The following is a 14,358-nucleotide window of genomic DNA, read 5'->3' on the forward strand; positions in this document are numbered from 1 at the left end:
GTTCGGGTGGCGGCGGGGTCCGGTGCAGGTGAGGATGAGCCGGAGCAGAGCCGGCACCAGTCCCCGGACACCGGGAAGAGGCTCCCATGACCGCCCCACCCTCCCGCGACGCAGAGCCCCCGCGCCCGCAGCCGCCCGGTGCCTCCGCCGTCGGCGGGCGGGCGGAGGCGCGGCGCTGGCGGGCGCTGACGGTCTGCCTGGTCGCCGGGTTCATGACCCTGCTGGACGTCAGCATCGTGAACGTCGCCCTGCCCACCGTCCGGGCCGGACTGCACATGTCCGACAGCGGCCTGCAGTGGGTGCTCAGCGGCTACGCGCTGGCCTTCGGCCTGGTGCTCGTCCCCGCCGGGCGGCTCGGTGACGCCCGCAGCCGGCGGGCCGTCTTCCTCACCGGGCTCGCCCTGTTCACCGCGGCCAGCGCGCTGGCCGGCGCGGCCCAGGACCAGGAGTGGCTGGTGCTGGCCCGGCTGTTCCAGGGCGCGGCCGGCGGGGTGCTGGTGCCGCAGGTGTCCGGCTTCATCCAGACCCTGTTCCAGGGTGCCGAACGCGGCCGGGCCTTCGGCGCGCTGGGCGCGACCATCGGGCTGTCCACCGCCGTCGGACCGCTGCTGGGCGGGCTGTTGATCCACGCGTTCGGCCCGCAGGACGGCTGGCGCTGGGTGTTCCTGGTCAACCTGCCGATCGGCCTGGTCGCCCTGCCGGTCGCCTACCGGCTGCTGCCGCCGCCCCGCCCGGCCGGCGAGCGGGCCGGGCAGCGGGACTTCGACCCGGTCGGGGTGCTGCTGCTCGGCGCGGGGACGGTCGCCCTGCTGCTGCCCTTCGTCCAGGAGCAGCAGTGGCACAGCCCGGCCCGCTGGCTGCTGCTGCCGCTGGCGGCGGTGCTGCTGACGGCCTTCGTCGGCTGGGAGCGCCACTACGCGCGGGAGCGGCCGGACGGGCGGCGGCGCGAACCGCTGGTCAGCATGGCGCTGTTCGCGGTGCGGCCGTACGCGGCGGGGGTGCTGCTGTCGCTGGTGTACTTCGCCGGGTTCACCGCGATCTTCTTCATCTTCACGCTCTACCTCCAGGCCGGGCACCACTACTCGGCCCTGACGGCCGGTCTGGCGATCACCCCCTTCGCGGTCGGTTCGGGCGTGGCGGCCGCGGTGGGCGGGCGGCTGGTGAGCCGGTACGGACGCCGGCTGGTGGTGGCGGGGCTGCTGCTGGTGCTGGGCGGCCTGCTGGCCTCGGCCTTGGCGGTGCAGCTGTGGGACGGGCCGCTGGTGGGCTGGACGACGCTCGGCCCACTGCTGGTGGCCGGTGCGGGGAGCGGCCTGGTGATCGCCCCGAACCAGACCCTCACCCTCCAGCACGTCCCGCTGACCCGGGCGGGCAGCGCCGGCGGTGTGCTGCAGACCGCCCAGCGGGTCGGCTCGGCCGTCGGCATCGCGGTCGTCGGCTCGGTCTTCTTCGCCCACGCCGGGGGACGCCGCCCGGACTGGGCGCTGGCCTTCCAACTGGGCGTCACGGTCGCGGCCGGGCTGGTCCTGGCGGCGCTGCTGGTCGCCCTCGCCGAGGAGTGGGCGGGCCGGCGGGAGAGCGCAGGGCCCGTCAGTGGTGACGGCTCCGCCAGTGGTCGCGGTCCCGTCAGTGGTCGCGGCGCCGGATCACCGCCACCGCGATGAGCACCGAGGCCAGCGCCCACACCGCGTAGCTGGTCCAGGAGCCGGCCACGGTGGCCGGGTAGTCGGTCGGGCGCATCCCGGCCAGGGTGGTGCGGGCGAGGCGCTGCCAGGCCGGGAAGGGCAGGGCGTGCAGGAGGTCGGCGCTCCACCGGTAGCGCTCGGTGACGACGGAGGGCAGGAAGAACAGCACCGCGATGGTGCCCACCGCCGCGCCCGCGCTGTGCCGGATCAGGGTGCCGAGGCAGAGCCCGACCAGTCCGCAGACCGGGGCGAACAGCGCGGCCGCCGCCACGTACCGGAAGGCGGTCGGGTCGCCGATCGACTGCCCGATGCCCCGGTCGGCCAGGATCGCCTGGGTGAGGGCGAAGGACGGACCCGCGGTGAGCACGCCGAAGCCGAGCAGAACGGCCGTCAGCACGCCCGCCTTGGCGAGCAGGACGGCCCGGCGGTCGGGGACGGCGGCCAGCGTGGTGCGGATCAGGCCGGTCGCGTACTCGCCCGCGATGACGATCGCGCCGAGGCCGCCGGCGAGCAGCATCACGACGTCGGCGGAGCCGGTGATGAAGGAGACGTTCAGGGCTTCCTGCTTCATCACCGCCGGGTCGCCGTCGCCGGGCGTGTAGTGGTCGTGGGTGTACTGGGCGGACTTGAGGTTGGCGGCGAGGATGAGCAGCGCGCCGACCGCGAGCACCCAGGGGATCGAGCGCAGTGACCAGAACTTGAGCCACTCGGCAGCGAGCAGGTCGCCGAAACGGGCGCGGCGTACGGGGGTCGAGGAGCGCAGGGGGGTGCTCATGGGGGCGTTCATCGGTTCTCTCCGGCGAGGTACTCGACGCTGTCGGCGGTCAGTTCCATGAAGGCCTCCTCCAGGGAGGCGCCGCGTTCGGTCAGGCCGTACAGCAGCAGGCCTTGCTCCAGGGCGAGTTCACCGATCCGTTCGACGCCCACCCCGGTCACGTCGAGGCTGCCGTCCGGCTCGGGGCGGACGGTGGCGCCGGCGGCCCGCAGCAGGGCCGTCAGCCGCTCGGGTTCCGCGGCGCGGACACGGACGGTGGCGCGGCCGGCCCGGGCGGCGAACGCGCCGAGGCTCTCGTCGGCGATCAGCCGGCCGCGGCCGATCACCACCAGCCGGTCGGCGGTGTGCTCCATCTCGGCCATCATGTGGCTGGAGACGAAGACGGTGCGGCCCTCGTCGGCGAGGCGGCGGAACAGGCCGCGCACCCAGAGCACGCCCTCGGGGTCGAGGCCGTTCAGCGGCTCGTCGAAGAGCAGTACGGGCGGGTCGCCGAGCAGGGCCCCGGCGATGCCCAGGCGCTGCTTCATGCCCAGTGAGTAGCCGCCGATCCGGCGTCCGGCGGCGTCGGTGAGGCCGACCTCGGCGAGCACCTCGTCCACCCGGCGGCGCGGGATCGCGTTGCTGCGGGCGAGGGCCCGCAGGTGGGCGCCGCCGGTGCGGCCGCCGTGCACGTCCCCGGCGTCGAGCAGGGCGCCGACCTCGCGCAGGCCGCGCGGCAGGCCGCGGAAGTCCCGGCCGCCCACGGTGGCGGTGCCGGAGGTGGGGGCGTTCAGGCCCAGCACCATCCGCAGGGTGGTGGACTTGCCGGCGCCGTTGGGGCCGAGGAAGCCGGTGACGTGGCCGGGGCACACGGTGAAGGTCAACTGGTCGACGGCCGTGCGGCGGCCGTAGCGCTTGGTCAGCTCGGTGACTTCGATCATGGCCACCACGATGCCGGGGGAGCCCCCGCGGCCGCATCGGACCGGCGTCGACACCGCAGGTCGGCCCCGGTCGTACAACCAGGGCTGGATGACGGCGCCCGCACCCGTCGTTACGATCTTGGGCCATGCCCACCACACCGACGCCCCCGCTGCTGCGGCGCGTCCCGCCCGAGGCCTGGGTCGCCCTCGCCTGGTGCGTGGCCGCCGCCTACCCCGCCGTGCTGCTCGGCGGCACTGCCCGGCTGCATCGGGGCGCCGCCCTGCACGGCGGCCTGGCCTTCACCCTGGGCGACACGGCGGTGGCCTTCCTCGGCGCGGCGCTGGTGCGTCGGCTGCCGGTGCTCTCGGTCGCCCTGCTGCTGTTCGCCACCTGGATGGAGACCGACGGCTTCTCGGCCCAGGTCCAGGTCTCCCCGGCCGCACTGCTGGCGGTGTACGTCGCACTGTTCCTGATCACCGCCCGCTGCCCGCGCCGCAGTTCGCGCGCCGCCTTCGCACTGGCGGCGGTCTTCCTGGTGCTGCACATGGGCCTGGTCCACGGCAACACCGTCGGCATCTTCACCGGCACCCACATCGGCGAGGCGGACGGCGCCGCGCTGCTCGCCCTGGTCGCCTGGCTGGCCGGGCGCTCGGTGCGGCAGAACCGGGAGCACGCCGAGACCCTGAGCAGCCGAGTGGCCGCCGAGGCGGTGACCGCCGAACGGCTGCGGATCGCCCGGGAGATGCACGACACCGTCGCGCACAGCATGGGCATCGTGGCCCTCCAGGCCGGTGCGGCCCGCCGGGTGATCGACCGCCGGCCGGAGCGGGCCAAGCAGGCCCTGGGCGAGATCGAGGCGGCCGGCCGGGAGACCCTCGCCGCGCTGCGCCGGATGCTGGTCGCGCTGCGCCAGGCCGACGGCGAGGTGTCCGACACCGTCCCGGCGGGCCTGGCCGACCTCGACCGGCTGGCCGCGGCCACCACCGCGGCTGGGGTGCGGGTGGAGGTGCGGCGCACGGGCGAACCGGGGCCGCTGCCACCGGAGATCGACCTCTCGGCGTTCCGGATCATCCAGGAGTCGGTGACCAACGTGGTGCGGCACGCGCGGGCCGCCGAGTGCCTGGTGACCGTCGACCGCAGCCGGGCGCAGGAGCTCCGGGTGGAGGTCACCGACCGGGGCCGGGGCCGGGGCCACGGCGACGCGCCCGGCAGCGGCTTCGGCCTGGCCGGGCTGCGCGAGCGGGTCGCCCTGCTGCACGGCGAGTTCGAGGCCGGGCCGCGCCCGGACGGCGGCTTCCGGGTCGCCGCCCGGCTGCCGGTCCCGCTCCCCGAGGGGGTGACCGCGTGATCCGGGTGGTGCTGGCCGACGACCAGCCGCTGGTGCGGGCCGCGTTGGAGATGGTGATCACCGAGACGACGGACGTCGAGGTGGTCGGCGAGGCGGGCGACGGAGCCGAGGCCGTCCGGCTGGCCGCCGAACTGCGGCCGGACGTCGTGGTGATGGACATCCGCATGCCGGGTACCGACGGCATCGAGGCGACCCGGCGGGTGACCGCGGCGGGCGGGCCGACGAAGGTGGTGGTGCTGACCACCTTCGACGAGGACGAGCACGTGTACGCGGCGCTGCGCGCCGGGGCCTCCGGCTTCCTGGTCAAGGACATGGCGCTGGACGACATCCTCGCCGCGGTGCGGGTGGTGGCCGCGGGGGAGGCGCTGATCGCCCCGAGCGTCACCCGGCGGCTGATCGGGGCGTTCGCGGCCCAGCAGCCGAAGCCCGCACCGGCCGCCGCCGCGCGGCGGCTGGAGGCGATCACCGAGCGGGAGCGGGAGATCCTCACCCTGGTCGGCCGGGGCCTGTCCAACACCGAGATCGCCGCCGAACTGGTGCTCAGCATCGCCACGGTGAAGACCTACATGACCCGGCTGCTCGCCAAGCTGGACGCCCGCGACCGGGTCCACCTGGTCATCCTGGCCTACGAGGCGGGCCTGGTCACCGTCCCCGGCTGACCGGACCCGCCCTTCCGGGGCTCAGTCCTTGACCGCCACGCCCGCGTACATCGCGATGTCCCGGTCGCGGACCGCCGGGGCGTGCGGGTCCGGCCGCCAGTGGTGGACCAGGGTGACGCCCGGGTCGAGCAGCCGGTAGCCGTCGAAGAAGGCCTCGGTCTCGGCCCGGTCGCGGATCTGCAGCGGGATGCCCCGGGCGTTGTACTCCCGGCCGACCCCGCCCACCCCGACCGGGTCGGTGTCGCCGGTGAACACGGTGAGGGCGAGGAAGCTGCCGGGCGCCAGCGCGTCCATGAACCGGCGGACGATGCCCTGCGGGTCGTCCTCGTCCAGCACGAAGTGGACGATGGCGATCAGCGAGAGCGCCACCGGCTGCGAGAGGTCGAGCACCTCGCGCAGCCGGGGGTCCTCGATGATCGACTCCGGGTTCCGGAAGTCGGCGTCCACGTAACAGGTGCGCCCCTGGGGCGTGCTGTCCATCAGGGCGCGCGCGTGGGTCAGCACGATCGGGTCGTTGTCGACGTAGCCGACCCGGGCCTCGGGGGCGATCGCCTGGGCGATCTCGTGCACGTTGGGCGAGGTGGGGATGCCGGTGCCGATGTCCAGGAACTGCCGCACCCCGTACTGCTCGGTGAGGTGGCGCACCGAGCGCTGCATGAAGGCGCGGGTGGTCCGCATGGACGTCGGCAGCGCCGGCCAGGCCTGGACGGAGGCGTGCGCGGCGGCCCGGTCCGCCTCGAAGTTGGTCTTCCCGCCGATGAGGTAGTCGTAGACCCGCGCGGAGTGCGGCACGTCCATCCGCAGGTCGATCGAGGGGTAGTGCTCGTCCGTCACGCTCTCGCTCCCCGTTGCTTCGGGCATCCGTCACCGGGCGCCAGGGCGGCCGGTCTTGGTGCGCATGGTAACGGTTCGCCGGTGTGACGGTATGACGAGGGCTCAGGTCAGGGGCGCCTCCGGACTGCGCGCCTCCAGCCCCACCGCCTGCCGGGGCAGCGCCCCCGCCCGGCCGCCCCGCCCGGCCGCCAGCTCCACCGCCGCACCGATCCAGGCCGCACCGAACGCCCAGGTCGCCACCCACTCGCACAGGTAGACCGGCCGCACCGCCCAGTCGGAGCCGAACCCGGACAGCCCCGTCACCACCGCCGCCAGCAGGGCGACCAGGATCAGCACCCCCGCCGCCAGGTACGCCGTCGCCACCCGGGCGGGCTGCGCCGAGCGCGGATTGCGGAAGGAGTACAGGCAGAACAGCGCCAGCATCACGAACAGCAGCCCGGCGAAGGCCAGATGGAACACCCCGACCGTGCGCTGCAACCCGGTCGGGTCCGACGGCGCGGTCGGACACAGCGCGACCCCGAGCGCGAACACCCCGGCGGCCGTGCTCCACCGGTCGTCCCGCCGGTCCAGCCGGTAGCAGATCAGGAACACCCCGAGCGCGCACAGGGCGCCCACGAAGACGTTCCGGGTGCCGCCGTAGTACGCGGCGCTCATCGACGCGGGCCAGAAGCCGTCCGTGGCCCGCCCGGTGAGCTCGTCCGCCAGCCAGTTGCCCAGGGGCAGGGCCGGTGGCAGCAGCACGCCGATCGCGCCGACGCCGAAGCGCAGGAAGGTGATGGTCCGTTCGTCCTGGACGGTCTGTTGTCGGGACTCGGGGGATTCGACGGTGTTCGCGGCACTCCGGTCGTCGGTCACGGATGCCTCCTCGCTGGTGAGCGCGATGGTTGGCCGTCAACTGGTGTACCCGCAACCGGAGATCGACCACCACCGAATCGGGTGGTTTGGCGGGTCTCCACCACGATCTCCACCACGCGGCGTCGGTCCACCAGGAGGCATTGGCCGACAGCGCCGCCTCGGTCTACAGCGCCGCCTCGGCGCCGGGTTCGAGGCGGAACTCGGCGTCGTCCGCGTCGTAGTCGTAGAGCTCGCCGTAGCGGCCCCAGTCGATGGCGGTCTCCAACTGGCGCCGGGCGTCCACGGTGTCGTAGCCGGACCGCAGCAGGTCGAGGAAGAGGTCCTCGCGGAGCTTGTGGTCCCGGGTGGCGGCCAGGGCCTGGACGACGGCGCGCACCAGCGGCGCCCGGCGGGCGGCCTGGCGGGCGAACAGCTGCTTCCTGGTGAGGATGTCGGCGGCGGCGAACTCGCGGCCGGCGGCCGTGATGGCGAAGCGGCCGTCGGTGGTGCCGGCGAGGTCGAGCAGGACGGCGGCGTCGACCAGCGGGAGCAGGTCGTCGACCTCGAAGTTGAGCTCGTCGGCGATCTCGGCCAGGCCCTCCTCACCGCCCATGGCCAGCAGGATCTCCAGCAGGCCGGCCAGCCCGCCGACGGTGGCGGGCGGCAGCGGGGTGGTGATCGGGGTGACGGCCGGTCGGGCGGCGGGTTCGGTGGCGGGCTGCTCCTCGCGGCCGGTGAGGATGCCGTAGACGGTGTCGACCAGGGCCTCGAACTGGGGGGTGCGGCGGTCGCGCGGGCGGGGCAGGTCGACGGTCAGCTCGGAGCGGATCCGGCCGGGGTTGGAGGACAGCACGAGGATCCGGTCGGCCAGCAGCACCGCCTCCTCGATGTTGTGGGTGACGATCAGGATGGACTTGACCGGGGCCCCGCGGCCCTCCCACAGGCCGACCAGTTCGTTGCGCAGGTTCTCGGCGGTCAGCACGTCCAGGGCGGAGAACGGCTCGTCCATGAACAGCGCGTCCGGTTCGACCACCAGGGCCCGGGCGAAGCCGACCCGCTGGCGCATCCCGCCGGACAGCTCCTTGGGGTAGGCGCCCTCGAAGCCGTCCAGGCCGATCAGGTCGATCGCCCGCAGCGCCCGCTCGCGCCGTTCCTCCTCGCCCACCCCGCGTGCCTGGAGGCTGAGTTCGACGTTCTGCTGGACGGTCAGCCAGGGCAGCAGGGCGAAGGACTGGAACACCATCGCCACCCCCGGGCTGGCGGCCCGCAGCGGGGTGCCCCGGTAGGTGACCGTCCCGGAGGAGGGCGCGATCAGCCCGGCCAGGCAGCGCAGCAGGGTGGACTTGCCGGAGCCGGACTTGCCGAGCAGGGCGACGATCTCGCCCTCGGCCAGGTGCAGGCCGATGTCGTCGAGCACCGGCAGGGCCCGTCCGTCCGGGGTGGTGAAGGTCTTGGTGACGGCGGAGGCCTCGACGATCGTGGCGCGGGCGGGGGCGGCGGTCATCGTGCGGAGTCTCCTCAGAGGGCGTAGCGGGTCTCGGAGAGCCGGTAGAGCCGGCGCCACAGCAGCCGGTTGAGCGCGACGACGTAGCAGCTCATCACGCTCACCCCGACCAGGATCCTGGGGAAGTCGCCGGTGCCGGTGGCGTCGGCGATGTACGAGCCGAGCCCGGTGGCGGTCAGGTGGTGCGCGCCGTAGTCGACCACCTCGGCGACGATCGAGGCGTTCCAGGCGCCGCCAGCCGCGGTGATGCCGCCGGTGACGTAGTACGGGAAGACCGCCGGCAGGACGAAGGCCCGCCAGCGCAGCCCGCCCCGGACCTGGAATCCGGTCATCGCCTCGCGCAGGTCGCTGGGGATCGCGGAGGCCCCGGCGATCACGTTGAACAGGATGTACCACTGGGCGCCGAGCGCCATCAGCAGCACCGAGCCGAGGTTCAGCGAGATACCGAGGGCGACGAACGCGGCGGTGGCGAAGGGGAACAGGAAGTTCGCCGGGAAGCTGGCCAGCACCTGCACCACCGGCTGGGCGAAGCGGGTGACCTTCGGGTTCATGCCGATCCACACCCCGACCGGCACCCAGACGGCGGTGGCCGCCACGAGCAGCACCAGCACCCGTCCGAAGGTCGCCGCGCCGAGCGCGAAGGCGTGGCCGAACTCGCCCAGGCCGACGGTGGTGCGGACGTAGTCGAAGGCCTTCCAGGCGCCGAGGACCACCACGGCGGCCACCGCCCCGGCGAAGAACACGTCCCCGGTGCGCTCCCGGGAGACGGGCCGGGCGAGCGGGTGCTCGGCGAGGCCGAACACCCGGGTGGCCCGGTCCAGCGCGAGCCCGACCGGCCGCAGCGGGCGGGCGGCCAGCTCCGGCAGGCTGGAGCGGCGCAGCAGGTCCAGGACGAGGCTGCGCGGCCGGTCGGCGGCCTCCGACTCCTCCACCCGGAAGCGTTCGGACCAGGCCGTCATCGGCCGCCAGAACAGCACGTTGACGCCGATCACCATCACGACCATCACGCCGATCGCGATGCCGACCTGGCCCAGGTCGCCGTTGCCGATGGCGGTGGCCGCGTAGGAGCCGATGCCGGGCAGCGCGTAGCGGTGGTTGAGCACGCTGATCGACTCGGAGGCGGCCAGGAAGAACCAGGCCCCGCCGAAGCTCATCATCCCGTTCCAGACCAGCGGGATCATGCCGCTGGGCACGTCCAGGCGCCAGAACCGCTGCCACTTGGTCAGCCGCATCACCCGGGCCGCCTCGTCCAGTTCGCCCGGCTGGCTGACCAGGGAGTAGTAGAACGCGAAGGTCATGTTCCAGGCCATCGAGGTGAAGATGGCGAAGACCGACGCGCATTCGAGGCCGAGGGTGGAGCCGGGGAAGAGGTTGATGAAGGCGGTGACGGTGATCGACAGGAAGCCGAGGATCGGCACCGACTGGAGGATGTCGAGGACCGGCAGCAGCACCTTCTCGGCCCGCCGCATCCGGGCCGCGGCGGTCGCGTAGACGAAGGTGAACAGCACCGAGGCGATCAGGGCGACGAACATCCGCAGCAGCGAGCGCACCGCGTAGAAGGGCAGCCGGGAGGGGTCGGTGGAGACGGTGGCGGGGGCCTGGTCGGGCAGGAACGGGGCGTCGAGCGAGGGGGCGAGCCGCAGCAGCCCGTACAGCCCGGCCACCAGGGCGGCGGCGACCAGGACGTCCACCCAGCGCAGTCCGGGGCGGCGCCACACGCCGCGGGAGGGGAAACCGCCGTCGCCGCCGGTCACCCCTACCACCGTCCGTCCGCTCGTCCGCCCTGCCGGGGCCGACCGTGCCGGTCCGACCGGGCACCAGCCTCGCGGCAGACGGACCGGCCCGCCACCGGAGCGCTGCTCAGGGGTGGCGGGCCGGGCGCGGGCCGGGCGCGGGGCTCAGCGGGCCGGGCCGGGCCGCGTCGGGCGGGGTCAGCCGGTCGGGGCGCCGGCCCGTTCGACGAGTGCGTTGAGCAGGGCCGCGCCGCGCTCGGCGTCGTCGACGCTGATCACGAAGTCCGTCCCGCGCCTGGTGCGGACCACCAGGCACTCGCCGGAGCGCAGGAAGACGCTGGTGCCCCCGCGGAAGACCCGGAAGCCCCAGCCGCCGGCCTGACGGGCGTTGAGCCGGCCGACCCGGGCGGAGGCGATGTCCTCGGGGGCGAGGTGCCGGGCGGGCAGGCCGAACGGGCCGAAGCCGACGTGCAGGCCGTCGTCGCCCACCCGGACCCGGACGGAGGAGCAGAGCAGCAGGGCGAGGGCGCCGAGGCCGAAGAGGACCACCGACGCCCAGTCCACGGACTCGGTGCGCCCGGCCGCGGCGAGCAGCAGGCCCGCCGCCGTGAGCAGGCCCATCAGGGCGGCGACCACCTGCATCCAGTGGTTGGAGGCCCGGGACAGCCACACCAGCCGCTCACCGGACCGGAGTTCCAGCACCGGCCCGCCGGGCCGGGCGGGCCCGTCGGCGGCCGGCCGGGTCGCCAGCCAGGCCAGCACGCCCGCCAGGCCCGCCGCGAGAGCGATCAGGAGCACCTCGATGCCCATCGGCGCGGCGTCCTGCCAGCGGGCCCGGTCCAGGTTGGCGCGCACGACGGAGGCCTGCGCCCCGCTCAGCAGCACCCCGGTGGCGGCCAGCACCGGAGCGGCGGCGCCGCGGGCGGGGCCGGGCCGGAAGCGCAGCGCGGTGGCCAGACCGGCCGCGACCAGCAGCCAGACGACGGCCGGGAACAGTGCCGCGGCCGTCAGCGGCATCGAGCCGTCCGGCCAGCTGCCGCTCCAGTGCGTGGCCACCTGCTCCGGCAGCCGGTCCCGGGCGGTCAGCGGCAGTGCGACCAGCAGAGCCGTCACGCCGAGGATCCAGACCCCGGCCCCCCACAGCGCCGTCCGGCGCACCGGCCGGTCCGGGGCGGGTTCCCCGGCGGCTGCTTCGTCCTTCACGACATCCCCCTGATCAGATCCACGAGATCGTTCCTGCTGTAGCCGGCCTCGGCCGCGTCCGCGACCAACTGCCGTACCCGCTCGACCAGTTCGCTACGGGTGTCGGCATCGGTGGCGACCGTGATGCCCCGGCCCCGGCGGAACTCCAGCACCCCCTCGTCGCGCAGGGCGCGCAGCCCGCGCAGCACGGTGTTGGTGTTCACGCCGAGGGCCCGGGACAGCTCCCGGGCGGGCGGCAGCTTGTCGCCCGGGGCGCACTCGCCCTCCGCGACGGCCCGTCTGATCGCGCCCGCCACCTGCTCGTGCAGGGGGCGGGCGTCGCCAAGGTCCAGCTTCAGCAACATGGTGCTAGTGACGATAGCACCATTCGGTCGTGGTGCCACCGACCGCGCGGGGGCGGACGGTTCAGGGGACGTAGAGGCTCTGCGCGCCGGTGACCCGGGTGTCGTCGCCGGCCGCGACGGTGTCGAGGACCTCCCCGCCGCAGTCCGCGCCGGAGTGGATCTCCACCGCCCGGTCGGTGAGGTTGTCGATGATGCTGCCGCCCTCGTCCAGGGCGTAGCAGCCGGAGGGATCGGTCTGGGTGGTGCCGTTGATGGCCAGGTCACCGGTGGCGGCGGTGGCCGGAACGGCGGTCAGGGCCAGGGTGGCGGCGGTCATCAGCGGGACGCCGAGAGCGGCGCGAAGAGTGATTTTCATGCCGGATGCATAACCGTTCGAGCGGCGCGCCTCGCCGGGAAGGACCGGGTTGCCCCCGGAGGGCGCACCGGAGGGCGGGGAGTGCCGATCCGTGTATGGAGTGCGTACGGAACGCCGTCCGGGGCGTCAGGGAGGCGTCAACGAGCGCCGGGCGGGCGGCCGGGAGGCGATTGGGTGGGGAGCGACGGAGGACCGAACCACACGAGGACGGATCATGCACGGCGACGGACGGCACCAGGACGGCACGGCACCCAGGGTGGTGGTCGGGGTCAGCGGGTCGCTGGGCAGTCTGGCCGCGCTCCACCGCGGCCTGGCCGAGGCCCGCGACCGCGGTGCGGTGCTGTGGCCGGTGCTCGCCTGGGAGCCGCCGGGCGGCGAACACGGCTACCGCCGCTCGCCCTGCCCGCAGCTGCTCGCCGCCGTACGGGAGGCCGCCGAGCGGCGCCTGGACGAAGCCCTGGAGGCGGCCTTCGGCGCGGACGGTCCCGACGTGCCGATGCAGCCCGTGGTGATCCGCGGCGAGAGCGGCCCCGCCCTGGCGCACGTCGCCGACCGGCCGGACGACCTGCTGGTGCTCGGCCGCAGCGGCGGCCCGCTGCGCCGCCGGCTGCGGCGGTCGGTGTCCGCGTACTGCGCCCGCCGGGCCGGCTGCCCCGTCCTCGTCGTCCCGGTGCCCGAGCTGCTGCACGACCTGGAGGCGCTCCACCGCCGCACCCGCTGGCACCTGCCGGTCGCCCCGGCGCCCGAACCGCTCGCGGCGAAGGGCCGGTGACGGGTGCGGATGTACTCGGCGCGCCCCGGCGGCAGCCGCTACCGGCCGGTGCTGGACCGGCTCCCGCCCGGCACCTCCGGCACCACCGCCCTGCTCGGCGGCGGGCTGCTCGCGCTCGCCCTCGGCCGGGCCGGCGCCCTGCACTCCGGAACGCCCGCGCTCGCCGCCTACCTGGCGCTGTGCGTCCTGGTCGGACACTTCTCCCGCCCGTGGGCCGCGCCGCTGGTCGGCCTGGCCGCCTGGCTGTGCTGCAACGCCTTCGCCGAGCACCGGCACGGCGAGCTCGGCTGGTCCGGCACCTGGCCCGAGACCTGGCACTACGCGGCGTTCACCGCCGCGGCCCTGCTGCTCCCGCTGCCTGCGGCGCTGCCCCGCCGCAGGGTCCGGGTGGCACTGCTGCGCCCGGACCGTACGGTCTGAGGCGCCCCGTGGACGGCCCACCCCCTCCCCGGGGTCGGGCTGCCGCCGAACCCCCGGGCCCCGGCCGGTACTCCGGAGCCCGCGGCGACCGGTGGAGGACAGGTGAAGGAGGGGGCGCCGCGGCGCCCCGCGGTGGAGTGGCCGACGTTCGGACCGCGGGCCCGCCGCCCGCAGCGGCCACTCCACCGGCCCTCCCGCGCACCGCTCCCGTTCCGTCATGTGCTGCGCGCCGTGGCCGAGTTGGTGCCCCCACCCTGGTGGCCGGGGGCAAGGACGCGGAGGATGTCCGTATGCGGATGACGAACGCGGACCGGCCGAGGAGCGTGACGGGCGAGGACGTCGGGGCGACGGCCCGGCTGCTGGCCCGGGCCTTCGGCGACGACCCGATGATGCGCTGGTTCTTCCCCGAGGAGGCCACCCGCCCGGCCGCACTGGCCGGCTACTTCACCACGCTGCTCACCCGGCAGTACCTGCCGTACGGGGTGTGCGAGCGCACCGGGCAGGCGGCCGCGTTCTGGGTCGCGCCGGAGGCGCAGGAGAAGGCCGTGCCGGACGAGGGGACGATCCGCGCGCTGGCCGCCCTGCTCGGCGACCGGGCCGACTGGTTCCGGCACTGCGTCGAGGCGGCCGCCGCGAACGCGCCCCAGGAGGCCCACTGGTACCTGGCGGTGCTCGGCACCGACCCCGCCGCCCAGGGCCGGGGCCGGGGCGCCGAACTGCTCCGCGCCGGTCTGGCCCGGGCGGACGCGGCAGGGCTGCCGGTCCACCTGGAGTCCTCGAAGCGGGAGAACCTCGCCGTCTACCGGCACTTCGGCTTCGAGGTGCTGGAGGAGGTCCGGCTGCCGGCCGACGGCCCGCCCCTGTGGACGATGCGCCGCGCGCCGCAGGCCTAGGGTCCGTCTTCAAACTCCCGTCGTTCGCCCGGAGGGCGGGCGGGGCGGCGTTGGGGTGCGTGCATCGCAAGGCGGAGGAGGGAGCCCAATGCAGCGCAT

15 protein-coding genes are annotated in these 14,358 nt (G+C 74.8%); 6 read left to right on the top strand and 9 right to left on the bottom strand.

Annotated features, from left to right (window positions below; translation table 11 throughout):
- The first annotated feature begins 86 nt into the window (after nucleotides 1–86).
- On the top strand, nucleotides 87–1,664 hold the full coding sequence (locus ACFC1T_RS06725; protein ID WP_375884420.1) for an MFS transporter: 1,578 nt from the start codon (nucleotides 87–89) through the stop codon (nucleotides 1,662–1,664).
- Here ACFC1T_RS06725 and ACFC1T_RS06730 read toward each other — a convergent pair.
- Nucleotides 1,627–2,460, bottom strand: coding sequence for an ABC transporter permease (locus ACFC1T_RS06730; RefSeq protein WP_375884422.1), 834 nt, complete (start codon nucleotides 2,458–2,460; stop codon nucleotides 1,627–1,629). The two genes, ACFC1T_RS06725 and ACFC1T_RS06730, sit on opposite strands and share 38 nt — an antisense overlap.
- A gap of 8 nt (nucleotides 2,461–2,468) precedes the next feature.
- Nucleotides 2,469–3,380: an ABC transporter ATP-binding protein gene (locus ACFC1T_RS06735; RefSeq protein WP_375884423.1), complete on the bottom strand. Its 912-nt coding sequence runs from the start codon at nucleotides 3,378–3,380 to the stop codon at nucleotides 2,469–2,471.
- Between the two features lie 125 nt (nucleotides 3,381–3,505).
- Between ACFC1T_RS06735 and ACFC1T_RS06740 the strand changes: the two genes are divergently transcribed.
- Both ACFC1T_RS06740 and ACFC1T_RS06745 read left to right on the top strand, forming a co-directional pair.
- Nucleotides 3,506–4,708, top strand: coding sequence for a sensor histidine kinase (locus ACFC1T_RS06740; protein WP_375884426.1), 1,203 nt, complete (start codon nucleotides 3,506–3,508; stop codon nucleotides 4,706–4,708).
- Nucleotides 4,705–5,367 carry a response regulator gene (locus tag ACFC1T_RS06745; protein WP_375884428.1) on the top strand — a complete coding sequence of 221 codons (663 nt, stop codon included), beginning with the start codon at nucleotides 4,705–4,707 and terminating at the stop codon, nucleotides 5,365–5,367. Before ACFC1T_RS06740 ends, ACFC1T_RS06745 begins: the two co-directional genes overlap by 4 nt.
- Nucleotides 5,368–5,388: 21 nt before the next feature.
- Here ACFC1T_RS06745 and ACFC1T_RS06750 read toward each other — a convergent pair whose 3' ends face one another.
- The 7 genes from ACFC1T_RS06750 to ACFC1T_RS06780 form a co-directional block, all read right to left on the bottom strand.
- Nucleotides 5,389–6,228 (bottom strand): SAM-dependent methyltransferase, encoded by an 840-nt coding sequence (locus ACFC1T_RS06750; protein WP_375884430.1) that lies wholly within the window; start codon nucleotides 6,226–6,228, stop codon nucleotides 5,389–5,391.
- 75 nt (nucleotides 6,229–6,303) lie between these two features.
- Entirely contained in the window at nucleotides 6,304–7,056 is a 753-nt protein-coding gene (locus tag ACFC1T_RS06755) for a hypothetical protein (protein WP_375884433.1), read from the bottom strand.
- 163 nt (nucleotides 7,057–7,219) lie between these two features.
- Complete coding sequence (locus ACFC1T_RS06760; RefSeq protein WP_375884436.1) at nucleotides 7,220–8,539, bottom strand: nitrate/sulfonate/bicarbonate ABC transporter ATP-binding protein; 1,320 nt, start codon at nucleotides 8,537–8,539, stop codon at nucleotides 7,220–7,222.
- 14 nt (nucleotides 8,540–8,553) lie between these two features.
- Nucleotides 8,554–10,293, bottom strand: a complete 1,740-nt coding sequence (locus ACFC1T_RS06765; protein ID WP_375884439.1) for an ABC transporter permease — start codon at nucleotides 10,291–10,293, stop codon at nucleotides 8,554–8,556.
- 177 nt (nucleotides 10,294–10,470) lie between these two features.
- Nucleotides 10,471–11,475 carry a DUF1648 domain-containing protein gene (locus ACFC1T_RS06770; RefSeq protein WP_375884441.1) on the bottom strand — a complete coding sequence of 335 codons (1,005 nt, stop codon included), beginning with the start codon at nucleotides 11,473–11,475 and terminating at the stop codon, nucleotides 10,471–10,473.
- A complete protein-coding gene (locus ACFC1T_RS06775) occupies nucleotides 11,472–11,819 on the bottom strand; it encodes a GntR family transcriptional regulator (RefSeq protein ID WP_375884444.1) in 348 nt (115 codons plus the stop codon). Before ACFC1T_RS06775 ends, ACFC1T_RS06770 begins: the two co-directional genes overlap by 4 nt.
- A gap of 61 nt (nucleotides 11,820–11,880) precedes the next feature.
- The gene (locus ACFC1T_RS06780; RefSeq protein ID WP_375884447.1) at nucleotides 11,881–12,174 is read right to left on the bottom strand and encodes a hypothetical protein; all 294 of its coding nucleotides are present in this window, start codon (nucleotides 12,172–12,174) and stop codon (nucleotides 11,881–11,883) included.
- Between the two features lie 214 nt (nucleotides 12,175–12,388).
- Here ACFC1T_RS06780 and ACFC1T_RS06785 point away from each other — a divergent pair, with 214 nt between their 5' ends.
- From ACFC1T_RS06785 to ACFC1T_RS06795, 3 genes are all read left to right on the top strand, one after another.
- Nucleotides 12,389–12,946: a universal stress protein gene (locus ACFC1T_RS06785; protein ID WP_375884449.1), complete on the top strand. Its 558-nt coding sequence runs from the start codon at nucleotides 12,389–12,391 to the stop codon at nucleotides 12,944–12,946.
- A gap of 9 nt (nucleotides 12,947–12,955) precedes the next feature.
- A complete protein-coding gene (locus tag ACFC1T_RS06790) occupies nucleotides 12,956–13,366 on the top strand; it encodes a hypothetical protein (protein ID WP_375884452.1) in 411 nt (136 codons plus the stop codon).
- Nucleotides 13,367–13,662: 296 nt separating this feature from the next.
- Complete coding sequence (locus ACFC1T_RS06795; RefSeq protein ID WP_375884486.1) at nucleotides 13,663–14,259, top strand: GNAT family N-acetyltransferase; 597 nt, start codon at nucleotides 13,663–13,665, stop codon at nucleotides 14,257–14,259.
- Nucleotides 14,260–14,358 lie beyond the last annotated feature (99 nt).

The sequence above is a fragment of the Kitasatospora sp. NPDC056076 genome, from assembly GCF_042266305.1.
GTDB lineage: Bacteria > Actinomycetota > Actinomycetes > Streptomycetales > Streptomycetaceae > Kitasatospora.